This is a genomic window from Olivibacter sp. SA151 (assembly GCF_054130995.1).
In genome coordinates, this window is the sequence record NZ_CP096391.1 from 5611074 (window position 1) to 5634001 (window position 22928).

Genomic DNA, 22928 nt, shown 5'->3' on the forward strand with positions numbered 1-22928 from the left:
CTTTTTAAAAGATAAGCTTTTTATTAAATGCCCAATAATAAACGAGCAGGGTCTTCCAACAATTCCTTCACCCGAACCAAGAAACTAACAGATTCCCGTCCGTCAACGATGCGGTGGTCATAAGACAGGGCGACATACATCATTGGACGAATCACGACCTCACCATTAATGGCTACCGGACGTTCCACGATGTTATGCATTCCTAGGATGGCTGATTGAGGGGCATTGATAATCGGTGTAGACATCATGGATCCGAACACACCACCGTTGGTGATGGTAAAGGTACCACCGGTCATTTCATCAATAGTCAATTTGTTATCCCGCGCTTTCAAGGCCAAATCGCGAACTGCTTTTTCGATTTCGTCTAGGGTCATGGACTCTGCATTACGGATTACCGGTACCACTAAACCTTTCGGTGCAGAAACCGCGATAGAGATGTCCGCGAAATTGCTATATACAATCTCGTTATCCTCGATCCGTGCATTTACTGCAGGCCACTCCGCCAAGGCCTTTGTTACGGCTTTCGTGAAGAATGACATAAAGCCGAGGCCCACACCATATTTATCTTTGAATTTATCCTTATACTTTGCACGCAGATCCATGATCGGCTTCATGTCCACTTCGTTAAAAGTAGTCAGCATAGCCGTTTCATTTTTAACAGAAACTAAACGCTTGGCTATCGTCTTACGGAGTGAAGACATTTTCTCCCTACGTTCATCTCTCGAACCGGCAGCAGCTTTAGGTGCTGTTGTCGATGGTTCAGCCTTAGGAGCCGACGCTGTCGCTGCCGGTTTTGGCTCAACGGCCTTTTTCTCCGCTTTTAAGGCATCTTCTTTTGTAATACGTCCGTCCTTCCCGGTTCCTTTAATGGTACTTGGGTCAATTCCTTTTTCCTTTAAAATCTTAGCAGCAGCGGGTGAAGGTGTTCCGGCAGCATAGTTTTGTTCCTTTTCTTCTTCCTCTTCTTTTGCTGTAGCCGGAGCTGACGCGCTGCTTGAGGCAGCAGCAACAGCGCCCTTACCAGACGGAATAATCTTACATACTACTGCACCTATAGCAAGGGTATCACCCTCTTGTGCAACAATCTGTAAAGTCCCTGCTACCTCAGCAGGCAGTTCGAAAGTTGCTTTATCAGATTCCAGTTCCGCCAAATCTTCATCCATCTCTACGTAATCACCGTCCTTTTTCAGCCATTGCGACAAGGTCACTTCGGTGATCGACTCGCCCACAGTCGGCACTTTAATTTCAACAGGAGCTCCGGTTGAACCATTATCTTGAGTGGCCGGTTTTGCCTCCGGTGTAGCCGTTGGCGTAGTATTATTTTGTGTTGTGCTTGTGCCTTTACCATCTGCCTCTTCAATGGTGCAGACAACCGCACCAATCTCCAAGGTATCCCCTTCTTTAGCAATAATACGGAGTATCCCAGCCTTTTCAGCCGGTAATTCAAAGGTGGCTTTATCGGATTCTAATTCAGCCAAATTTTCATCCATTTCTACATAGTCGCCATCTTTTTTCAGCCATTGAGATAAGGTAACTTCCGTTATCGACTCGCCTACGGCTGGAACTTTTATTTCTATTGCCATAATCTTTTATGTTAGTCTACTTTTGCTGCTTCTTTAGTTGTCTTTTTTACTTGTTTTTTTGCTTCTGTTCCTGCGCTGTCGTCGGCGAAGGCGCGACTGATCAACGACAGTTGTTGTGCATTGTGTTGTTTCGAATAACCGGTAGCCGTACTGCTGCTCTCTTTACGCGAGATTACGTCCAGCTCCACGCTTGTTTTGCGATATTTACGGCAAATGTGTGGCCAAGCGCCCATGTTTTCCGGTTCTTCTTGCACCCAGTAGAACTTGGTTGCATTCTTATATTTCTGGCGGATAGCGCGTATTTTATCAGTAGGTGTCGGATAAAGCTGCTCCACTCGTATGATAGCAACATCCTTCCGTTTATCATCTTGCTGTTTTTGCAGCAAATCGAAATAAACCTTCCCTGTGCAGAAAAGCACGCGTTTTACATCGGCTGTTTTTACGTAACTATCATCGATAATCTCCTGAAATTGACCTTCAGTAAAATCTTTCAGCTTACTCACCACCTTCGGATGTCTCAACAGACTCTTTGGTGTAAATACGATTAATGGTTTTCTGAAATCACGATGCAATTGACGTCTAAGTAAGTGGAAAAAGTTTGCGGGCGTTGTGCAATTGGCTACTTGAATATTATTTTCAGCGCAAGCTTCCAAGAAACGTTCGATACGTCCTGAAGAGTGTTCAGGGCCTTGTCCTTCATAACCATGAGGCAATAACATCACCAATCCGTTAGAACGCTTCCATTTTGTTTCAGCACTTACTAAGTATTGGTCAACGATGATTTGCGCTCCATTGAAAAAGTCGCCAAATTGAGCTTCCCAAATAGTGAGGCATTGGGGGTTTGCCAAAGCATAACCATACTCAAAGCCTAGCACACCATATTCAGAAAGTAAGGAGTTATAAATATCGAACTTAACATCGCCCTTGTTAATCGCTTTTAAAGGAATATACTCCTCTTCCGAATCTTCCAGCGTAATCACTGCATGACGGTGCGAGAAAGTACCGCGTTCAACATCCTGTCCGGAAATACGAACTCGAGATCCCTCTGCTAATAACGTTCCATAGGCCATTAGCTCTCCCATCGCCCAGTCGTACGAATCTTCTTCAATCATATTATAACGTGCTTCGAACAACTTTGCAGTTTTGCTGAAGAATTTTTTATCCTTTGGAAGCAGCGTAATTAATTTGGCGATTTCAATGAATTTCTTTTTATCAACCGCTGTATTGGCCGGCTTAAAGATATCTTCATACTTAGCAGGCTTTAATCCTTTCCAAGCGCCGGAAAACATTGGGTTGGACTCGCTCAGGTTTTCTGCCTCTTTCGATTCGTCCAAGCGTTGTTGTAATAAGGCTTTGAAATCTTTCTCCATCTCCTTCGCCAAGTTAGCATCCACGCTGCCTTGTTCCATTAGCTTTTTATTATAGATTTCGCGGGGATTTGGATGTGAAGCAATCGCCTTATATAATTTCGGTTGGGTAAATTTAGGCTCATCTGCCTCATTATGTCCATAACGGCGGTAACATAACACGTCGATATAAACATCCGTATGGTAACGCTGGCGATATTCCACCGCCATATTGATTGCAAATATTAAGGCTTCCACATCATCACCGTTTACATGGAAGACAGGGGAAAGGGTCACCTTTGCTAAATCTGTACAATAAGTAGATGAGCGTGCATCTTTAAAATTGGTGGTAAAGCCGATTTGGTTATTGATGACCAGGTGAATGGTTCCTCCGGTAGAGTATCCATCTAATTTTGACATTTGCGCCACTTCGTATACAATGCCTTGACCTGCAATTGCAGCATCACCATGAATTAAAATAGGGGCAATTTTCAATTTATCCCCATCGTATTTCATATCGATTTTAGAACGCACCAAGCCTTCTACCACTGGATTGACAGTTTCCAAATGGGAGGGATTTGGACATAAACTTAAATGGACGTCCTTACCGGTATTTGTTTTGATATCCGTTGAGAAACCCAGGTGATATTTTACATCTCCTCCGAAATCGGGTTCATCACCCTGTGCAGCATAGGTTTTTCCTTCAAACTCAGAGAAAATATCTTTGTAGGTTTTTCCCATGATATTGGCCAGTACATTGAGTCGACCGCGGTGCGCCATACCAATCACGAATTCCTGAATACCAAGATCAGCACCTTTCTCAATGATAGAATCCAGCGCCGGAATGACCGTTTCAGCTCCTTCCAGCGAAAACCGTTTCTGCCCCAAAAATTTGGTGCCTAAAAAGTTTTCAAAAACTACGGCTTCGTTCAGTTTCTGAAGAATTCTTTTTTTCTTCTCAATAGGAAAATTTGGCTGGTTGCGTGTACTTTCCATATACTCTGTCAACCACTTCACTTTTTCAGGATGCCGAATATAGGTGAATTCAGCGCCGATCGATTGACAATAAGTTTCTTCGATAAGCTGACGAATGTCGCGTAATTTAGCCGGACCTAAGCCAACTTCTACTCCGGCATTAAAAACGGTGTCCATATCCGCTTCCGATAAGCCGAAGGTTTCCAGCTCCTTTCCCGGATAATACGGTCTCCGTTCACGAACGGGGTTAGTTTTTGTAAACAAGTGTCCACGGTCACGGTAACCGTGAATCATATTTAATACCCTTATTTCTTTCAGAGAATGCTCAGAAACGTCGCCGCCTTCCACCGGTTGCCCATGGCCTCCCGCCTGCTCTCCGAATTCAAATCCTTCAAAAAATTTCTGCCATCCAAAATCGACCGAATCGGGGTCTTCCTTATACGCTTTGTAGAGCGATTCTACGTAACTTGAGTCTGCGTTACTAAGATATGAAAGTCTGTCCATTTACTTTATAATACGATGTGCTGACAAAGTTATAAAATATCTGACGGAATGCACATTAAATCAAATTTAATTATAACGTCAGCACAAAAATTTGCTTGATAGTTACCGCACGGTGACGCACATTTTTTCTCAACAAGTTAAGTATGGAAATGTTTAGCTCGAATAAGACAATTGGGGGGTCCCCCAGCGTTTAACATATTCGCCTTGCGCATCTAGTAAATTTTGCAACTTCTTGATATCGCGAATACCATTATCCTTGGTACTGCTGCCAACACCGGCAATATGTGCCCAATTGCCATAATTGGAGGCAGGGTTGTAATCAACCAGTTTGTCTTCAAAATAGGCAGCACCTAGCAGATGGCTGATATTTAAGTTGCTTACGAGGTAATGTGCTACCAGCATCCGGGCAGTATGGGATATAAAACCTATTGTATTCAGCTGGTGCATGGCGGCATCGACGAAGGGATCGCCCGTCTCTCCTCGCTTCCACCGGTCGAATAAAGCGTCCACCACCAGTTCATAAGCAGGTGTTTCATTAGAGAAACCTCGCTGTAAAAAGAACTTGTTACCATGCTTTTTAAACATGAAGCGAAAGTAATCGCGCCACAACAAGCCGGTAATAATAGCTGCTGCTTGTTTTTTCGGCAGGCTTTTATCCTCATATTTTTTCACCGCATGATACACGGTATGCACCGACAAACATCCCATTGCTATCCAAGGCGACAAGACGGTTCCTTCTTCAGAACCAAAAGAGCCTGTCAATGATGCCGTATCAGCACCTGCCAATAAAGTCTCCAGACGCCTCAATCCCTCAGTTTCCCCGCCTTTAAAAGGCGATTGATCTGCTATTCCGATTAGATCAGCCGAAAAGCCGAGCGATGCCAAGGAAGGAATCTCGCTCGCTTCCAAATTATCGGGAACCTCAATTTTCACCGGCGTTTCTACCGAAGGTCGGATAGTTGTTTCCCGTTCTATTTTCTTTCTGAAGGTTGCAAAAGCATCGGGAATATCTTTAATTGGAAAGGGTAAATCTTCTTTATGATATAACGTGTGTCCTATAAAATGGCGTAGATTAAGTCGCTTCTTCCACAACGCTTCCTCTACAAGTGTCGAGATATGCGTTTCTTCCTTGGCAACCTCGCGATGGTGATATACTTCCTTTACCTGATATCGCTCTGCCAAGGTTGGCAGTATTTCCTCAGGATAACCGGAAACGACTAATAAGTCGGCACCCAATGAACGCAGGGAAAGTCGGAGGTCCTGTACACTTTCCAAGATAAATTTTGCACGAATAACACCGGTTTTATGCATTCCATTTTTTAAAGGAGTAAATTGACGGGGGTCAAAAACATATACCGGCACCACCCTGTCTGCCTTAGCAAGCGCCTGCCATAATATTTCATTATCACGCACGCGTAAGTCATTTCTAAACCAAACAAGGATTGTATCTTTATTCATTCTTAATATAGGAAACTTTTAATCTCAAATATACTGGTTTTTAAATTCATAAAACAAAAATAGCGGGATTCTCCGCAAGCTTTTACACCGCGTTAACAAACCTTGTTTAAACATGGTGTTTTTTAATGCTTTCCTTATGAAATACTTATTTCATTTTAAACTAAACAGAAAGAACGATATAATTGTAGTTATAAACGTGACATAGGCCTTGCGAAATGAATATACTAATTACCGGACTGAACAATTATTTGGGGAAGCGATTGGCGTGGCATCTTGCCGATGAAGGGTACCAAACATCTTGCTTGGTGCGGAATGAGAAGCATTTCTTGGAAACGACGGAAGAGCATCCGAATGTATCCGTTATACGTGGAGACTTAGTACGCGAACGTTATACACCGACGATTGCGGAACAGATAGATGTGGCTATTTACCTCAGTCAGGATTCTGCCGAATGGAGCGAGCAATACAAAAACCTCGAGCTTCTCTCGTTGATCAACTTTATTAAGCAAGCGAGAAAAAGCAATAGCCAACAACTTGTTTATATTACGCGTTTGCGTACACCTTTTATAAAAGAAGTGCAACAGATTTTGACGGATAGTTATATTTCTTATACCATTGTTAGGATCAGCAATATTATCGGAAAAGAGTCTATCTTGATGGAAATGATGAAAAAGGTGTCGTCGCGCTTCATTATCTTTGCCAATCAGCGTTTGGTAAAAATGCGTGCCCAGCCGATTGCTCTGCAGGATTTGTTAACTTATCTAAGCTTTATCGTGCTTAATCCTGCCGCCTTTAATCAAAGCTTCGACATTGGTGGGCCCGACGTTCTGAGTTATAAAGAGATGCTGAAGGCTTACATGAAGCAGATACATATCAATAGGCCGATTATTTCAGTACCAAGCTTTAATAACCGTCTGTCCGCTTTTTTTATCAGTCTCACGACAGGTGTAAGCGTATCCACAGCGCGCGCCTTCGGCGAGAATATTACGCAAGATTTATTGTGCGAAAACAATCACATCCGTGATTTGTTTCCTCATGAATGCCTGACATTTGAACAAGCGCTCAAAGCGGCGCTTGCTTAAAGTTTAATACCGTACACATGAAGAGAATATTAATCACCGGGGCCTCGGGTATGGTCGGTGAGCACCTAACAGCAGCACTTACGAAAAAGGGGTACATCGTTCACGCCCTCGTACGCAAGCCACAACGGGATAGCGAACAGGTAAAATACTTTACCTGGAATGTGGAAGAGGGTATAATAGACAAGACTTGTATAGAAGAGGTGGATGCGATTGTTCATCTCGCCGGTGAAAATATTGGAAAAAGACCGTGGAGTAAAAATGTACGAACGAAGATTCTAAAAAGCCGCACCGATAGTATCGGACTTATTTATAAATTATTATCAACCGGTAATCACCAGGTAAAGCAGGTCGTATCGGCTTCCGGAACGGGCTATTACGGCAATAAACGGGACGAATTATTGAGTGAAGACCGTGTTCCTGCGGACGACTTCCTGGGTCAGACTTGTTTTGCCTGGGAGATGGCCGTAGCAAAAGGTCGGTCGCTCGGGCTTCGTACGGTTTCTTTGCGGTGTGGTGTGGTGTTCGCCAAAGAAGGCGGTGCCTTATCCAAAATAGCTGCACCTATTAAACTTGGACTTGGGGCTACTTTAGGAAGCGGAAAACAATATATTCCTTGGATCCATATCCAGGATGCCGTTAATATGTATATCTACGCTTTGGAGCACCCGGGATTACAGGGAGTCTACAACATGGTAGCTCCGGAACCTGTCACCAATAAACAATTAAATCAACAGATTGCAAAGATTTTAGGTAAACCGCTGTGGCTGCCGCCTGTCCCTGCTTTCGTCCTGAAATCCATTATGGGTAAAATGAGTGAGTTACTATTGGATAGTGCAAAAGTATCGCCCGACAAAATACTTAACGCCGGCTTTCGGTTTACCTATCCCACCATAGAAACTGCTTTAAAACATATTTTTGAAAGAGAAAAGAGGGATGAGTAGGAAAGAGCGCCCCTGTATATTCTGGTTCAGACGTGATCTACGACTACAGGATAATCATGCGCTGTATGAGGCGTTGCGTAGCGGATACAAAGTCCAACCCGTATTCATTTTTGACACTGCGATATTGTCGAAGTTGGAAGATCGCGATGATGCCCGAGTTTCATTTATCCATCGTGAGCTGAGAGCCATAAACAAACAGCTGGAACAACAAAGCTCCGGCATCGCATTTTACCATGATGAACCAAATAAAGCTTGGGAAGAAATTGTAAAAGAATTCGACCCCATAGCGGTATATTTTAATCATGATTATGAACCTTATGCGCGAAAGCGAGATAAAGAAATAAGTGATTTTCTTAGGCAATACGATATTGACGTTTATACCTTTAAAGATCAGGTCATTTTTGAAAAGGCAGAAGTCCTGAAGAGTAATGGCGAACCTTATACCGTATTTACCCCTTATAGAAATTGTTGGCTCGCTCAATTAGGTGAATCCCATCTTAAAAATTATCCAAGTGAGCGTCATTTAGCGGCACTCCGATCTCATTGGCAAACGATTCCCACACTAAAAGAGTTAGGATTTGTTGCTACCAAACAAACTTTTCCGAGTACAAGCTATAAGGCGGTTATAGGCGATTATCACCAGACACGCGATATCCCCGCGGACGAAAAAGGCACAAGCCATTTGAGTGTACACCTCCGTTTTGGGACGGTCAGTATTCGTTCACTGATAAAGGATGCACGACAAGCGAGCGAAAAAACATGGCTAAATGAGCTGATCTGGCGCGAGTTCTATATGATGATTTTATGGCACTTTCCTGAAACAGTTAACAAGGCCTTTAAATCTGCTTACGACCGAATTCATTGGCGTAATAATGAAAGCGAATTTGACGCGTGGTGCCAAGGGAAAACCGGTTATCCGCTGGTAGATGCCGGTATGCGGCAATTGAATGAGACGGGCTTTATGCATAATCGAGTACGGATGGTGGTGGCTAGTTTTTTGTGTAAACATTTGCTGATCGACTGGCGATGGGGAGAAGCCTATTTTGCGCGGAAATTACAAGATTATGAACAAAGCAGTAATGTAGGAAACTGGCAGTGGGCTGCCGGATCAGGCAACGATGCGGCTCCTTATTTTAGGGTATTTAATCCGGAGATACAATTAAAAAAATTTGACCCCAAGCTCGTTTATGCAAAACGCTGGATTCCCGAATTGGATGACCCCTTTCGCTATCCGAGCCCCATTATAGAACATAAAAAAGCCCGCGAGCGGGCTTTGGAAGTGTATAAAAATGCTTTGAAGGATTAGTCATCGTTCTCTGTCTTCCGCACAGAAATTTCAAAGTCCAACGCGGTAAAGGGCGGTGTCGAAGACGATCCGGAATATCCATACGCTTGTGTTGAAGGTGTAAGAAAACGGACCGTTCCTCCCTGATTTATTTTGGGAAGAATTTCTTTCCAAGCATTAACAGCTAATCCCGATATCAAAAACCTTGCGGAATCTTGACTCTCAAGTTCGGTACCGTTCATTAAATGCAATTTATATGAGCAAGTAATTGTCGAATCAACCGTAATTGGATTACCGTCACCCTGCTCAGTAATTTGATAATATATTCCAGTCTCGGTTTTTGTAAAATCGGCAGTATCTAGTCCTGCAGCCTGCATTCTCTTTCGTATGGACAAGTCCTCATAAGCCGGCATACTCGCACTATCAATGACCCGAATCACATAATCCATGGAAGCATTGGAAGGTATCCCCAAATCGGTGTTTCCATTTCGACCGTAAGGCAATAAGCGTGACGGGATAAGCACCCGGATTTGACCATCCGTCTTCTTTAACATGCTTCGGATAGCCATTTTTAAGCCTTCTTCCCTTTCTATCTGCCCTTGGTAGTTTGGATTACTTGCAATAATGGAGCCCTGCGGAGCGGCACCTAAAAAGTAGCCCAAATAATCAAAATAACGACTGGCGGAAGCAAAGGTATCGGTTACGCTATAAACACCATCCAATGAGCGCACGGTATAGACCAAGGCGTACCGACCGGTATAGTCGATATCATTCCCCTTTCCCTCTTCCAATATTTGATAATACATACCGGTACTGCCAAGCGGTTGAACCGTTAAGTTGTTAGCCCGTATATAGGAATCAATACTGACCGCATCAAGTTCTTCGATGCTTTGGTACTCCTGTTTCTTACAGGCTGCGAAAAGGCTCATGCCCAATAAACTTAATAAGGATATTCTTTTGATAGAAAGGTTCATTTATACTTTATCTCTTGTCTCTAAATAATGTGAAAATCAATTCTTACGCATTGTTTTGGGTTTGTCGGCATCGGTGATATCCAAGACCTCCAGTTCATAATCAAGTGGCGAATTTTCCTTGACAATACCATAGGGACGGTCCTGGTAGGCATATACGGAAGGTGTGATGATTCTGATTTTAGCACCGATACGTAAACCACCCTCCAATAATCCGCCAACACTTTTTGGATAAAAGGCAATTTTCCAAGCCAAAATCCGCCCGGTATCGGTTTCGGAAGTTAGCAGCGGCTTATAAGGTATGGAATCCAAGCTTGTGTTTTCCTCAAAGATCGTGCTATCCAACATACGTGCTGTATATTTTACCCGGATCAGTTTATTTTTCAGCTGCTCTTTGTTTGTTGTCGAATCGATCGTCAGGTAATCGACAGCCGTAGTCCCCGAATCGCTCAAGACATACCAAATACCGGTCTCCTGATGAAGCTTGGCCGAATCGGACAAGCCATGTGCCGTAATATAAGAAGCAATCATAGGCGCTTCTCGCTCCAACACCAGCTGTTGATCATAGACATAGACTTCCTCCTTATCGCATGAAACTGCCATAAGCCCCATTATAATAAAGAAAATGAGGGTGTAGAGTCTGCCCATAAAATTCAATACAATGCTATTTGCAAAGTTATTGAATTAATTGGTTAAATGCATGTATTAACATTTTTTAACATTGATGCAAGCAATAAGCTTTAAGTCATAGGCGAGCGTCATTCAACACTCGCCTTTTTGAACTTTTACTTTTTATTTTTGAATCTTTACTTTTTAATTTTGAATTTTTACTTTTTACTTTTTACTTTTTAATGCACATTCGACATATCCAGTTTAGCTTTCGCATTTTTCAACATAAGGATAAAAGGCACACAGATTAAGAACATGATACCGATATATAAGAACACGTCCATGTAAGAAAGCACTGAAGCCTGGTTCATAAGCGACCCATCCATCGCTTTCAGCGCGGCAGCTTTAGCTTGGTTGGGTGCCATACCATGTTGCATAAAATTACTTACCATCCCTTGATATCGCTGTTGAAACAAGGGATTGTTCGGGTTGATATGCTCAATTAAATTATTACGATGTAGGGCATTTTGCCGGGTCATAAAGGTAGTAATCAAAGCGATACCGAAGGAACCACCTAACTGCCGCATCATCCCGGTGAAGGCTGCTCCCTGACCGATCTGCGCCCCTTTTAGGGTGGAAAGTGATAGGGTACTTACCGGAATGAATAGCATACTCATGGCTAAACCGCGCAGCATCAGCATCCAAAAGAAATTGCCCTCCCCTGTATCCGGCGTTATAATACGAAAACCCCAAAAACAGAACATAAAGAAGAGAAACATTCCCATAGCGGCCAGGTATTTTTGTTTCACCCCCCGCTGCAGGACCTGTCCGATGATCGGCATCATAAAGGCCGTGACCAATGAAGACGGCACCATCAAAAGACCCGCCTGATAAGCCGTCCAACCGAGGTTGTTTTGTGTATAAAGCGGAATAATGAATGTTGATCCGTACAAACCAAACCCCATAATAAAGGAAAGGATCGTGCCCACCCGTAAATTGGCATCTTTCAGTACGCGCAACTCGACAATCGGGTTTTTGACCGTGAGTTCGCGCCAGATAAATAAATAAACACAAGCCGCACAAAGAATGGTAAAGGCCAAAATCATACTGTTATTGAACCAATCTTCTTCTTGTCCGCGTTCCAATACAAACTGCAACGATCCGACGGCCCCGGCCAGAAATACAATCCCCCACCAGTCAATTTCCCGTGCCGACCGCTTCTCGCCGTATTTAGGACTTTTAACGAACTTAAGTGTCAGCATGGTTGCAATTACACCAATTGGAATATTGATATAAAAGATGTAAGGCCAGCTATAATTTTCAACGATATACCCACCGAGCGGAGGTCCCAGCGTAGGTCCGACGATGACTCCCAAACCATACAAAGCCTGAGCCATGCTTCTCTTTTCAATCGGGTACACTTCCGTGATAATGGTTTGAGAGGTTACCAACAGGGCACCACCCCCTACCCCTTGTAGAAACCGGAATAAAATCAATTCCCACATGGCGGTTGAATTACCACACAGAAAAGAACATATGGTGAAAAGAATAACCGAGGCGGCGAAATAATTGCGCCGACCGAATTGTTGAGAAAGGAAACTCGTTAGCGGCACTACGATGACGTTACCAATGGCATAAGCCGTAATGACCCAACCAATCTCGCTCAGCGTAGCGCCCATATTACCGCGCATCTCATTGAGCGCAACATTGATGATGGTGGTATCCACAATCTCCAAGAGCGCACATAAAATAGCTGTTATGGTAATAATTGCCCGCCGCCAACCATATTCAACTAAAGAATTTTGTTCCATATATTTTAAGATTTCAGCTTCCAGCCATCAGCAATCAGCTTTTTATTCAATACTTCCAATCTATAAATCCGAGAGCTGAAAGCTGATTTCCGATAGCTAATTAAGATGCACATCCACCAATACGTTCATTCCTGTACGGATTTTTTGAATCAATTCAGGACTTTGTCCCTCGTTAAAATCGATCCTCACCGGAATGCGCTGTACTACTTTCACAAAGTTACCGGAAGCGTTGTCGGGCGGTAACAAAGATTGAGCGGCACCGGTTGCCGGAGAGAAAGAAGCAACTACGCCTTCTAAGGTAGAGTCAGGATAAGCATCCACTTTAATAGACACTTTTTGTCCCGTTTTCATTTTAGTGAGTTGTGTCTCTTTAAAGTTCGCGATTACCCATTTTTCGGTCGTTGGAACAATGTTAAAAAGCGATTGCCCGGCTCCTAAAAATTGTCCCGGTTGCAAATTCACTTTACCTACCTGACCGTCAATAGAAGCCGTAATCACGGTATAAGAAACATTTAACTTAGCTGCTTCCACTTCTGCTTCCCGTTGCTTAATGGTTGCCTCCGCTACCGATGCCTGCCCGGCACTAACGGATTTCTGCGTACCAACCGCAGCGGCTTGTCTTGCGGCCGATTGTTTCTGTGTTTGTAAGACATCGAGCTGTCTTTGTGCCAACTGTTTGGTGGCTAAAGCCTCTTCATACTGTTGTTGCGTAATGCTATGATCCTTAATCAGATTCTCGTAACGCTTAAAATCATTTTCTGCCCGCCAAAGATTAACTTTTGCTGATTCAATCTGCGCTTCTACCGTGTTCACATTCACCTGAGAAGTACTGATATTGGCTTGGGCCACTTGAATACCCGCACCTGCTACATGGGCATTGCTCCGTGCGCTAGCCAATGAAGCCTCAGCCTGAGCTAAACTTACCTGATAATCCCGATCATCCAGGATCACCAAGGTATCTCCTTTATGCACCATTTGGTTATCGCTTACGCGGACCTCCTTGATATAACCGGATACGCGTGGAATAACCGGACTGATCGTCGACACGATCTGTGCATCATCTGTTTCTTCGTGTTTCTGAGCGTGTAAATATTTAATTACACCATATGTTCCTCCCACTAGGATGAGCAGAACGAAAACAATCGCAAAACCCTTATTTCCGGATTTTTTTTCCGGTTCTTTTGCCGTAGTTTGATTATTGGTTTCCATATTTTATTGCTAATACCTTTAAATCTCTTATTTGTTTATTCCCCTACGCTTACACCAGCGCTTTCATACAATTTATTATAAGCTACTACCGCATCGGCCTTTGCATATTCATAATCAATGCCTGCCTGTAAACGAGCCACATCGGCGTCCAACAAGTCGGTGGTAGTGGCTAGGCTGTTATCATATTTATTTTTAGTAATGCGATAATTCTCATTGGCCTGTTCCACGGCCTTTTCATATACTTGAATTTTTTTCAGGCTTTGCGTATAATCCTGATATGCTTTATGTATATCGATCCGTATCCCATCTTTCAATTGTTCCTGGTTCCATGCCAATTGTTCCTCCTGCGCTTTAGCCTGTTTAACTTTTGCTCCTGCTTTGTAAAGCGAAGCTAAATTATAACTCAAACCTACCCCGGCATTTAGGGCGTTGGTAACGGTTAGTGCGTGTGGAACATTGATACCGACATATCCCGCCGAAACCGCAAAAGACGGGTAGTACGATCCTTTTGCTACTTTCACATTCGCATGTGCAGCATCTTGTCGGCTCGAGAGCGCCTTGAAATCGGCGCGATTGTCCAAAGCCAGGCTTTCCCAGTCGGCCAGCGACTTGACTTGAGGTTTAACAGAAAGACCGGTGGTGTCTAAAACCAACCTGGTGCTTTCATCTAACCCCAGCATTAAATCAAAATTAAAATTTGTTATCTTCTCATTGTTCTCGGCATTCAGCAGCGCCAATTCCAAATTGCTTTCCTGAAGTTGAACTTTTAAGAGGTCATTTCTAGCCACCAGACCGTTCGCCTCCATATTAGCGAAATCTTTTACACGCTGCTTTGAAGTATTCAGGTTTTCTGTCACCAGTTTTACCGCTGCTTGTGCTTTATATAAATTATAATACGCGGCAATGGTATTTTGTATCACCTCTTGCTTGTTCCGTTCGGCATCCAGTTCAGCTGCTTTTTCCAAATATTTAGCCGAAGCAATGCCATTAGTAATTTTACCACCGGCGAAAATCGGCAAGCTAGCGGTAGCCATCCCAAACATAGCTTGGCTAACATTCGGCATTTCGCTACCCGAACCTTCCCCTGATTCTTCCGATCCGGATCCCTGTAACTTAAAATCCACATTCGGTTTATTAACCCGCATGTATTGTCCGGAAATATCAATATCGGGCAGGCGGTTATCCTTCGCTTCTTGCAAAGAAGCTAAGGCCTGTTTAACCTTACTATCGCTCACTTTCAATTCTTTACTGTTTTCCAAGCTTAAATCAATCGCTTGTTGTAAAGTGAGCGTTCTTTGTTCCTGTGCTAACACCGTATTGCCTGCTATAACCAGCAAGCAACACCCTACTAAAAGTTTATTCACTTTATTTATTATATTATCCATTTTTGCTCTTATCTTTTTAATTCCGGTTGGGTCAGGTAAGCAATGAACATTTGCTTGAGATGATTCCGCAGTATTTTGATTTTTTCCTGTTGAAAATTCTCGGCTTCCGAGCCTTCCAGCTTGGCATTTTGTGCTTCGTAGCGACAATTGGCGAGCATCTGATTCACACTTCCAATCAATACGGAGGATAAAAAGAACACGTTTACATCCTTACGAAAAACACCAAGCCGCTGTCCCGCCTTTACTGCTCGCTCCATGAGCTTCCGGTTTTTGGTTTTCATCTCAAAAATCATATCAAACAGCGGTCCTTCCTGTAAAATACTGGCTTCGCGGGTCATAAGTCGATTAAATCGTTGCCTACTGTAGAGCGTGTCAATAAATACATCGATTATCTGTTCGACTTTTTCAAAGGCTGTACTGTCCTTTTCATAAAGAATACTCTCTAATTTGCCCGTAATAAACGTAAAGTGCTTTTTAAAAAGGGCTTCCAGCAATTTTTCTTTCGATCCGAAGTAGTAGGACACCATGGCTACATTGACTTCCGCGGCCTGTGCAATATCGCGGATGGAGGTCTTATCATATCCCTTCTCTGAAAATAAACGAAGGGCGGTGTCCATAATCAAAAGCTGCTTCTCACTGTATTCAGTCATCACTTAATGAATTAATGGGCGCAAAGTTAAACAAACGTTTAATTCAAACAAGCGTTTAACTCATTTGATAACATTAACGTAACACACATCTGAAACAATCTATTGAAAACCAACAACTTATGAATTGTCTTTTTTTTGTAAAACGATTTCGTGTTGTTGAGTGACGGAATTAATGATGAATAACCGAACAAAGTGCGTTTATGAACACTTAAAAATAAACAGATAGTGAATAATTAGCTAATGGGATAATTATTCATTCGTGTTAACTTCAAAGGGCATTATTCATAGTCGATTACTTTTTTTATTGGCATTCATGAGCTCATTGCACTCGGTTCATGAGCTCCCCTAGGGTCGGTTAGCCAATGTAAGCAGAAAACCATTGCCAATCGCTGCTAAATAAGCCTTCCTTTAATCACTAAAGTGCGCGCTAATTTGTCGTGGACACACTGTTGCTTACGATCCATAAAGCCAATTAAATAACTCACGCCTAAAGTCAGTAAGCCTGTAATTTTGGCCATATTTCTCCAAAGCGCTCTTCCAAAGCCGATGGGATTGCCTTTCGTGTCGGTTACTTTAATTTGCAACAGCAATTTTCCAGGTGAGGCGTTTTTAGCGGAGCCCTCACCGATCACACATATAATGAATTTGAATAAAGGAACTACCAATAGGCCGAAAAGGAGGTAAGTCCATTGCTCCTGTTTATGCTCGGCTTTGATCACAATCGCCAGGGCGAAACAACAGTAAATGAGAAAAGCGAAAAAATAGTCGATGGCCGCAGCTAGTAGCCTAACGTCTAAGGTAGCATAGTATTGTGGCAGCGCCCGTTCGTATGCTATGCCCAATTTTGCACTGAGATCCGGAATTTCCCTCAGTTCTTTGTAATCATCCCAACCGTCTTCCTTGATAAAGTCTGTACCCACTAATCCCATCGTCCTTAGTTCCGATAAACTAAGTGGTCCAAATGGTTTGCCATTTTTTACTATGTAGTATGATGTCAAATTAAAAAGTAAAAAGTCAAAATTAAAAATTCAAAAAGCCTGTCTCCCGGAGGGATGACCTGTCTCCCGGAGGGACGATAAAAAACATCCTACTTACACCAATCTCATCCAACAGCTCATACCTAAAATCTAAAACGTTATGCGCTAAACCGCTAACGCCTAAAACCTAATACCTTAATACCTCATGCGCTAAGCCCTAAAGCTCACGCCCTAAAACCTACACCTCCACTAATATCTTTTTACCGAAAATGAACTAAGCCCACCCTTTAAATCAATTAAATATTTATTTCCTGCCTGTTCAAAGCCTTCCGTTATATAAGACCCATCGTTCTGTTTAATAAATCCGGGAAATTCCTTAGAAGATAATCCGGACTTCACATCAATCCGGGCAGCGGCTTCCTTGGGAATTTCTATTTCTACGCTTGCTACACCTGACTCTGCGTCAATGATTGACTCGCCAATCGGCATACCCAGTTTTGTCTCAAAAGAAGCAGCCCCTCCTTTGAGCGTAAGGCGTTCAATTTTATATCGGCTTAAGTCGAAATCGACGGCTCCGGCTCCGACATCCACTCTGATAGTCCAAAGCGGGTTGGTATTCAAAGACATTTCAACCTCATTGTTCCCCTCACCATCGATATTCCAGTTCCTTTTCTTTACATCCTTCATTCTAAAGGTCAATTCAGCCACCGAGTCTTTGGTAGTCGTTTGAAGTACATGCCCCGAAAAAACACCACGCGAATGCGCGCTAAACAGTTCCGCGGCCTCCCCATCCATCTTGTACTCAACGGCACCACCTTTGATTTCGAGGTGGGCTTTTCGAATGCTTGGGCTATAGGGGCTCGAAAAATCCGCATTTTTCACCTCCCCGGCGATGTCGTTATCCTCCCGGTCTTTATTATCACCGCCGTCTTCATAGCTTATATGTCCTCCCCATATTCTACTCGGTTTTGATACCTGAAAGCCTATAAAAATCAAAACCGCAATAGTTGCAACCACTGAGATGGCATTGCCTACCCCATGCTTAGGTAACAGCAAGTTAACCCCCAGAATGATCAGAAACACCGGCCAAAAACGCCATAAACTCGACCAATAAAAAGAGATAACTCCCGTGTTACTTAATAGCCACATGACGCCGATAAAAAGCAGCACCAATCCCCAATTTAATCTTTCTCTATTCATATTCAATATATCTTAACGGTCGACACCAAGGAGCACGACCTATTGCTCCGTTTTATACCACAGCGTTACAGTTTGTTTTATGTACGCAGCTACGAAGGTTGTTCCGATTCGCTCTCTTCCGGTTTTTCCTTATCCTTAGGTTGTGCTATCAGTGGCTCTTCCGCTGCCTGACCTTTTCCGAGCTTGAAAGAGCTAAAGATGCTTATCAGTCCACCCACCACAAAAACAAGCGGCCAGTACTTAATAAGCTCTTCCCTGGTAATAAAGTCTAGTTGCAGCAACAAAAAGAAAGTACCAATAAGAAGCAACGCGACGCCTACCGACCTTCGTTCCTTCTGTTTTCGCCGTTCCAAGTGATGGAATACATCCTCTCCTCCTACCGTAAACGTCTTCTCCATGTGCGGTCGGCCATAGGGTTCCTGAAACCCAGGAAAAACAAAAGGTTTACGAGGTACTACAATCCACATAATCACATAGGCGATCGGACCTATCAGGCCAATCCCCGCAGCACTAAAAAATATGCTGAGTACAAAAATCATCCGTATCCAGGCCTTATCAATACCCAGATATTCCCCCAGTCCGGCACAGACGCCACCAAGCATGCCTTCCTGTTCATTTCTCCTAAGTTCCTTTTCCATGGTTATAAGCTATATGCTGTAAATTTTAGCCATCGGAAATCAGCTTCACTTTAGGCTTCGAGCCATAGACGATAAGCTTTAAGCTGGCCCATCATCACATTGGCTAATCATTGGCTCATCGCCACATCACCGCTTCCAACACCCAACTAAATCTCCAAATCGAGCGGCCTGATAACGATTTCATCCACATTAGCTCCTTTGCTCATCTTTAAGCAAGTCACTACGGCATCTGCAATATCCTCCGCTGCTACAAATTTCTCAGAAGGGATATCCACACCCTCCCAAGAAGAAGTATACGTAGAGCCCGGAATAATTTCTGTAACCTTAACCCCATATGTTCCAAGCTCTTGCCTCAATATAGCTGTTAGACCATGTACTGCATACTTTGTTACACTGTATGAAGCAGCTTTTACAAAAGGAGATTTACCGGCTACCGATCCGACATTGAAAACGTGTCCACTCTTTCTTTGACACATTTTCTTACCAAAATAAACAGCCAAATAATGCGTACACAGCACGTTAACCGCCAAGTGATCGGCCAAAGACTCGGGTGATTCCTCCAAAAAGCCCCCCGGCACAAAAAGTCCGACGTTATTCACTAAGACATCCAAGTGAGAAAAAAAAGCATCGGTTTGCAGGGCCAGTGCTTTCACTTGCTGCTGATCCTTACAATCTGCAACCTGATAATAAAAACGTTGATTCGGATACCGGGATTCAAGCGCTGATTGTAAGGTAAGTAAGTCATTTTCTGTTCTGGCAGACAGCAAAATATCAAAGCCTTCTTTTGCCAAAGCACAGGCAATGCTCTTTCCAATTCCTTTGGTGGCACCCGTAATGAGCGCACATTTTTTCATATCGTTATAAATTATTAATGTTGATTGTTCGCTTTAGGCTCTTTGCCCAACAAACAAATATATCAAATTGCTGTTTGTATTTCTGTTTAGCCAGCCGAATCGCTAAATTGCATATGAATGCAATTTTATATAAGTTTGGTGATAATATATTTTCTTGAGACACATATATGTTTTTTACGAGCTTCGGCAAATATCTTTTACTGTTAAAATCAGTTTTTAAAAAACCTGAAAAAGCGAGTATTTACTGGAAAGAGATTATGCATGAGATGAACAGTATCGGCGTAGGCTCTTTGGGTCTGATCGCCATTATTTCTACGTTCATAGGTGCGGTTATGACCATGCAGATCGCTTTTCAATTAGTGTCTGATCTTATTCCAAACTCCATCATAGGCCAAATCAACCGCGACTCGAGTATATTGGAATTAAGTCCTACCATCTCTGCGCTCGTTTTGGCAGGAAAAGTAGGTTCGTCCATCTCTTCCCAAATCGGTTCTATGCGTGTTACCGAACAGATTGATGCCTTGGAAATCATGGGAATTAATGCTCCCGGCTACTTAATTTTACCAAAGATCTTAGCGGGCATTACCATGGTACCGGTTCTGGTTATCCTATCTATATTTTTGGCACTGAGTGGTGGCTTGATCGGTGGCGCCCTTTCCGGAGCTGTAACTCCAGCTGATTATATTATGGGTATTACAGGAGACTTCAACGGCTATACCGTGGCCGTAGCCTTGGTAAAGGCATTTGTATTCGGTTTTGTGATTACATCCGTAGCTGCTTATCATGGTTTCTATGTAAAAGGAGGCGCTTTGGAAGTTGGGCAAGCGAGTACAAAAAGTGTCGTCGTCAGCTGTATTATGATCTTGGCCACGGATTATGTAATTACAGCGTTAATGCTCTAAAAAGCGATTAGTTATTACCATTAGCCCTTAGCTAAACGAGCTAATATATAAAAGCTAACGGCTAAAAACCAAAAACAATGATTAACGTTCAGGACATATATAAATCCTTTGGTGACAATGATGTGCTTAGAGGCATATCTGCCAAATTTGAAGCCGGTAAAATCAGTTTAATCATCGGAGGCTCCGGCTCAGGAAAGAGCACCTTGCTCAAGTGCATGGTTGGTTTGCATGAGCCAAACAAAGGAAAAGTGCTTTATCAGGACCAGGACTTTACCCGGATGAATTTTGAAGAGCGTATTCCAATCCGAAAGGAAATTGGCATGCTTTTTCAAAACTCAGCCCTATTCGATTCGATGACAGTAGAGGAGAATATCACTTTTCCTTTACAGATGTTCAGTGACATGAGCAAAAAAGAGCGCATTGAACGCGCTAATTTCTGTTTAGAACGTGTAAATCTGGAAGGGCGGAATAAACTTTATCCTGCAGAACTTTCGGGCGGGATGAAAAAACGGGTTGGGATTGCCCGAGCCATTGCCATGACACCCAAATACCTTTTTTGCGATGAGCCCAATTCCGGTCTGGATCCACGTACTTCCATTGTCATTGACGAACTAATCCAAGACATTACAGAAGAATACAACACAACAACCGTTGTTGTTACACATGATATGAACTCGGTAATGGGCATCGGTCAATATATATTATTTCTATATCAAGGAGAAAAGAAATGGGAAGGATCGAACAAAGAAATTGCCCATACCGACGTTGAGGAGCTAAACGATTTTGTTTTCGCCAGTCCATTCATGAAAATAGCCAAGGAGAAGTTTTAGTAAGGCTGTAGGCTAATGCATTAGGCCTTAGGAGCGTAAGATTCTAGGCTTATTGATTGTAGCTTAGAACTTATCGCTTCCACCTAGCCTATAGCATAAAGCTTAATGCCTCTTATAACCAATAACAAATCATTATCTTTGCCAAAAAATTAACGCTTTGACACAGACATCCAGCATACAGCTTTTGACTCCTCAATATTGGAAAGACTATGAATTGATTGATTCCGGAAATTTTGAAAAATTGGAACGCTTCGGTCAGCTTGTACTGATTCGTCCGGAACCGCAAGCAGTTTGGCCAAAAGCGCTGAATGAAGGAGAATGGAACAAACTTCACCATATCCGTTTCAAAGGCCGTTCGGCTACTACAGGAGACTGGCTCAAGAAGGATGCTAAAATAGCTGATAGATGGCATATCACCTATAAAAATCCTGACGTAGAAATTAAGTTCCGGCTGGGACTTACCTCCTTTAAGCACGTGGGCATATTCCCCGAGCAAGCGGTTAATTGGGACTATATCTCATCGACTGTCAAATCCTTTAAAACGCCAAAGCCAAAAGTTTTAAACCTCTTTGCTTACACCGGCGGAGCTTCGTTGATCGCTCGGGCCGCAGGCGCAGATACGACTCATGTTGACTCTATTAAACAAGTGGTTACCTGGGCAAATGAAAACCAGGAACTCTCGGGTTTAGCAGATATACGCTGGGTTGTAGAAGACGCTTTAAAATTTGTTAAGCGCGAACTAAAAAGAGGGAATAAATATAATGGTATTATCCTTGATCCGCCAGCTTACGGCCACGGCCCCAAAGGGGAGAAATGGAAATTAGAAGACCACATTACCGAAATGATGTTGGATGTGGTTAAGTTATTAGACCCCAAGGAACATTTTTTAATCCTCAACACATATTCCCTAGGTTTTTCCTCTGTAATCGTGGAAAATCTTATCAAAAGCGCTTTCCCTTCGGTCAAAAATTTAGAGACGGGCGAATTATTCCTTCAAGCCACTGCTGGAAGTAAATTACCTTTAGGCGTATTTGGAAAATTCAGAAGCTGACGTGAAATAGCACCACCTAAAGTTGCTTACGATTAATACTTAAGTCGCGGCCCTTTTTCAGTCCGGATAATATCCCTTTTATTATTGTCGTTACTTTTATTTTGGAAATCAGTAGGACTTTATTCGGATCTTGTTCGGAGCTTATCCGGATAAAAGCAAATAAAATCCTAATTTTTTCCGAATTTTAATAAAATAGTTACTAGTTTAGTAGTATAAATCGTATATCAACATCTCTAAAGTTGATATTGTATCTAGGAACCTTTAATGATAATCCGTCATGGGAAGAGTAACTAATGGAGCTAACGACTCTAAACTGAACCGGAATCGAACCATGCTGCTCTTATATCCGGAAGACAGGTTAACTTTCGCAGAAGCAAAACAATTCGGGAATTGTAGGTTTGAACTGCATGACGAGATCGCACTACCTGCAGGACTTAAAATTGGCACGAAGCTTCACCTTTATTTGTCATTTTTTGCTACGGATGGTAGCAACAATAGTTCAGATAGCGTATACGCGGGCGTTATAGAAATTCAATAGTTTTCCTACCTTTACTTTAAGCAGGTTCTTATTTCCTGTCGAATAACATTATTTGGCACGACGGTCCTCTTTTGTTGCTAAAACGGTAACAAGACACTCCTTTGTACGTCTTAATAATCATGGAACACA

At 42.8% G+C, this 22928-nt stretch carries 20 protein-coding genes; 7 read left to right on the top strand and 13 right to left on the bottom strand.

Annotated features, from left to right (window positions below):
- Positions 1-23 precede the first annotated feature (23 nt).
- The 3 genes from odhB to M1D52_RS22890 all read right to left on the bottom strand — a co-directional run bounded on the left by odhB (position 24) and on the right by M1D52_RS22890 (position 5866).
- Positions 24-1583, bottom strand: coding sequence for a 2-oxoglutarate dehydrogenase complex dihydrolipoyllysine-residue succinyltransferase (gene odhB, locus M1D52_RS22880; RefSeq protein ID WP_437393667.1), 1560 nt, complete (start codon positions 1581-1583; stop codon positions 24-26).
- A gap of 11 nt (positions 1584-1594) precedes the next feature.
- Positions 1595-4408 carry a 2-oxoglutarate dehydrogenase E1 component gene (locus tag M1D52_RS22885; protein WP_013664970.1) on the bottom strand — a complete coding sequence of 938 codons (2814 nt, stop codon included), beginning with the start codon at positions 4406-4408 and terminating at the stop codon, positions 1595-1597.
- A 153-nt stretch (positions 4409-4561) separates the two neighbouring features.
- On the bottom strand, positions 4562-5866 hold the full coding sequence (locus tag M1D52_RS22890) for a DASH family cryptochrome (RefSeq protein ID WP_437393669.1): 1305 nt from the start codon (positions 5864-5866) through the stop codon (positions 4562-4564).
- Positions 5867-6081: 215 nt separating this feature from the next.
- Here M1D52_RS22890 and M1D52_RS22895 point away from each other — a divergent pair, with 215 nt between their 5' ends.
- The 3 genes from M1D52_RS22895 to M1D52_RS22905 are packed head-to-tail and all read left to right on the top strand — an operon-like array spanning position 6082 to position 9195.
- Complete coding sequence (locus M1D52_RS22895; RefSeq protein ID WP_013664968.1) at positions 6082-6948, top strand: Rossmann-fold NAD(P)-binding domain-containing protein; 867 nt, start codon at positions 6082-6084, stop codon at positions 6946-6948.
- A gap of 17 nt (positions 6949-6965) precedes the next feature.
- Positions 6966-7889, top strand: a complete 924-nt coding sequence (locus tag M1D52_RS22900; protein WP_013664967.1) for a TIGR01777 family oxidoreductase — start codon at positions 6966-6968, stop codon at positions 7887-7889.
- Positions 7882-9195 (top strand): cryptochrome/photolyase family protein, encoded by a 1314-nt coding sequence (locus M1D52_RS22905; protein WP_437393743.1) that lies wholly within the window; start codon positions 7882-7884, stop codon positions 9193-9195. The genes M1D52_RS22900 and M1D52_RS22905 overlap by 8 nt, the downstream gene beginning before the upstream one ends.
- Here the strand turns inward: M1D52_RS22905 and M1D52_RS22910 are convergent.
- The 10 genes from M1D52_RS22910 to M1D52_RS22955 all read right to left on the bottom strand — a co-directional run bounded on the left by M1D52_RS22910 (position 9192) and on the right by M1D52_RS22955 (position 19478).
- Positions 9192-10103, bottom strand: coding sequence for an FKBP-type peptidyl-prolyl cis-trans isomerase (locus M1D52_RS22910; RefSeq protein WP_437393671.1), 912 nt, complete (start codon positions 10101-10103; stop codon positions 9192-9194). The genes M1D52_RS22905 and M1D52_RS22910 overlap by 4 nt on opposite strands.
- 81 nt (positions 10104-10184) lie before the next feature.
- Entirely contained in the window at positions 10185-10748 is a 564-nt protein-coding gene (locus M1D52_RS22915) for an FKBP-type peptidyl-prolyl cis-trans isomerase (RefSeq protein ID WP_013664964.1), read from the bottom strand.
- Between the two features lie 245 nt (positions 10749-10993).
- Positions 10994-12565, bottom strand: a complete 1572-nt coding sequence (locus tag M1D52_RS22920; protein WP_149105172.1) for a DHA2 family efflux MFS transporter permease subunit — start codon at positions 12563-12565, stop codon at positions 10994-10996.
- 96 nt (positions 12566-12661) lie between these two features.
- Positions 12662-13774, bottom strand: coding sequence for an HlyD family secretion protein (locus M1D52_RS22925; protein ID WP_130854426.1), 1113 nt, complete (start codon positions 13772-13774; stop codon positions 12662-12664).
- A 35-nt stretch (positions 13775-13809) separates the two neighbouring features.
- Positions 13810-15159 (bottom strand): TolC family protein, encoded by a 1350-nt coding sequence (locus tag M1D52_RS22930; protein WP_130854427.1) that lies wholly within the window; start codon positions 15157-15159, stop codon positions 13810-13812.
- Between the two features lie 8 nt (positions 15160-15167).
- A complete protein-coding gene (locus tag M1D52_RS22935) occupies positions 15168-15809 on the bottom strand; it encodes a TetR/AcrR family transcriptional regulator (RefSeq protein ID WP_013664960.1) in 642 nt (213 codons plus the stop codon).
- A 392-nt stretch (positions 15810-16201) separates the two neighbouring features.
- Positions 16202-16807, bottom strand: coding sequence for an RDD family protein (locus M1D52_RS22940; protein WP_437393673.1), 606 nt, complete (start codon positions 16805-16807; stop codon positions 16202-16204).
- A 228-nt stretch (positions 16808-17035) separates the two neighbouring features.
- Positions 17036-17986, bottom strand: a complete 951-nt coding sequence (locus M1D52_RS22945; RefSeq protein WP_437393675.1) for a LiaF transmembrane domain-containing protein — start codon at positions 17984-17986, stop codon at positions 17036-17038.
- 89 nt (positions 17987-18075) lie between these two features.
- Positions 18076-18624: a PspC domain-containing protein gene (locus M1D52_RS22950; RefSeq protein WP_437393676.1), complete on the bottom strand. Its 549-nt coding sequence runs from the start codon at positions 18622-18624 to the stop codon at positions 18076-18078.
- Between the two features lie 146 nt (positions 18625-18770).
- Positions 18771-19478 carry an SDR family oxidoreductase gene (locus M1D52_RS22955; RefSeq protein WP_130854431.1) on the bottom strand — a complete coding sequence of 236 codons (708 nt, stop codon included), beginning with the start codon at positions 19476-19478 and terminating at the stop codon, positions 18771-18773.
- Positions 19479-19645: 167 nt separating this feature from the next.
- Between M1D52_RS22955 and M1D52_RS22960 the strand changes: the two genes are divergently transcribed.
- The 4 genes from M1D52_RS22960 (at position 19646) to M1D52_RS22975 (ending at position 22799) form a co-directional block, all read left to right on the top strand.
- On the top strand, positions 19646-20380 hold the full coding sequence (locus M1D52_RS22960) for an MlaE family ABC transporter permease (protein ID WP_013664955.1): 735 nt from the start codon (positions 19646-19648) through the stop codon (positions 20378-20380).
- A 77-nt stretch (positions 20381-20457) separates the two neighbouring features.
- Positions 20458-21210 (top strand): ABC transporter ATP-binding protein, encoded by a 753-nt coding sequence (locus M1D52_RS22965; protein WP_013664954.1) that lies wholly within the window; start codon positions 20458-20460, stop codon positions 21208-21210.
- Between the two features lie 157 nt (positions 21211-21367).
- The gene (locus M1D52_RS22970; RefSeq protein ID WP_130854432.1) at positions 21368-22261 is read left to right on the top strand and encodes a class I SAM-dependent methyltransferase; all 894 of its coding nucleotides are present in this window, start codon (positions 21368-21370) and stop codon (positions 22259-22261) included.
- A gap of 277 nt (positions 22262-22538) precedes the next feature.
- Complete coding sequence (locus M1D52_RS22975; RefSeq protein WP_437393678.1) at positions 22539-22799, top strand: hypothetical protein; 261 nt, start codon at positions 22539-22541, stop codon at positions 22797-22799.
- Positions 22800-22928: the final 129 nt, after the last annotated feature.

Excerpts from the sequence above, each read along its gene's own strand:
- odhB (WP_437393667.1), bottom strand. The coding sequence starts at position 1,583 with ATGGCAATAGAAATAAAAGTTCCAGCCGTAGGCGAGTCGATAACGGAA.
- M1D52_RS22885 (WP_013664970.1), bottom strand. The coding sequence starts at position 4,408 with ATGGACAGACTTTCATATCTTAGTAACGCAGACTCAAGTTACGTAGAA.
- M1D52_RS22890 (WP_437393669.1), bottom strand. The coding sequence starts at position 5,866 with ATGAATAAAGATACAATCCTTGTTTGGTTTAGAAATGACTTACGCGTG.
- M1D52_RS22895 (WP_013664968.1), top strand. The coding sequence starts at position 6,082 with ATGAATATACTAATTACCGGACTGAACAATTATTTGGGGAAGCGATTG.
- M1D52_RS22900 (WP_013664967.1), top strand. The coding sequence starts at position 6,966 with ATGAAGAGAATATTAATCACCGGGGCCTCGGGTATGGTCGGTGAGCAC.
- M1D52_RS22905 (WP_437393743.1), top strand. The coding sequence starts at position 7,882 with ATGAGTAGGAAAGAGCGCCCCTGTATATTCTGGTTCAGACGTGATCTA.
- M1D52_RS22910 (WP_437393671.1), bottom strand. The coding sequence starts at position 10,103 with ATGAGCCTTTTCGCAGCCTGTAAGAAACAGGAGTACCAAAGCATCGAA.
- M1D52_RS22915 (WP_013664964.1), bottom strand. The coding sequence starts at position 10,748 with ATGGCAGTTTCATGCGATAAGGAGGAAGTCTATGTCTATGATCAACAG.
- M1D52_RS22920 (WP_149105172.1), bottom strand. The coding sequence starts at position 12,565 with ATGGAACAAAATTCTTTAGTTGAATATGGTTGGCGGCGGGCAATTATT.
- M1D52_RS22925 (WP_130854426.1), bottom strand. The coding sequence starts at position 13,774 with ATGGAAACCAATAATCAAACTACGGCAAAAGAACCGGAAAAAAAATCC.
- M1D52_RS22930 (WP_130854427.1), bottom strand. The coding sequence starts at position 15,159 with ATGGATAATATAATAAATAAAGTGAATAAACTTTTAGTAGGGTGTTGC.
- M1D52_RS22935 (WP_013664960.1), bottom strand. The coding sequence starts at position 15,809 with ATGACTGAATACAGTGAGAAGCAGCTTTTGATTATGGACACCGCCCTT.
- M1D52_RS22945 (WP_437393675.1), bottom strand. The coding sequence starts at position 17,986 with ATGAATAGAGAAAGATTAAATTGGGGATTGGTGCTGCTTTTTATCGGC.
- M1D52_RS22950 (WP_437393676.1), bottom strand. The coding sequence starts at position 18,624 with ATGGAAAAGGAACTTAGGAGAAATGAACAGGAAGGCATGCTTGGTGGC.
- M1D52_RS22955 (WP_130854431.1), bottom strand. The coding sequence starts at position 19,478 with ATGAAAAAATGTGCGCTCATTACGGGTGCCACCAAAGGAATTGGAAAG.
- M1D52_RS22960 (WP_013664955.1), top strand. The coding sequence starts at position 19,646 with ATGTTTTTTACGAGCTTCGGCAAATATCTTTTACTGTTAAAATCAGTT.
- M1D52_RS22965 (WP_013664954.1), top strand. The coding sequence starts at position 20,458 with ATGATTAACGTTCAGGACATATATAAATCCTTTGGTGACAATGATGTG.
- M1D52_RS22975 (WP_437393678.1), top strand. The coding sequence starts at position 22,539 with ATGGGAAGAGTAACTAATGGAGCTAACGACTCTAAACTGAACCGGAAT.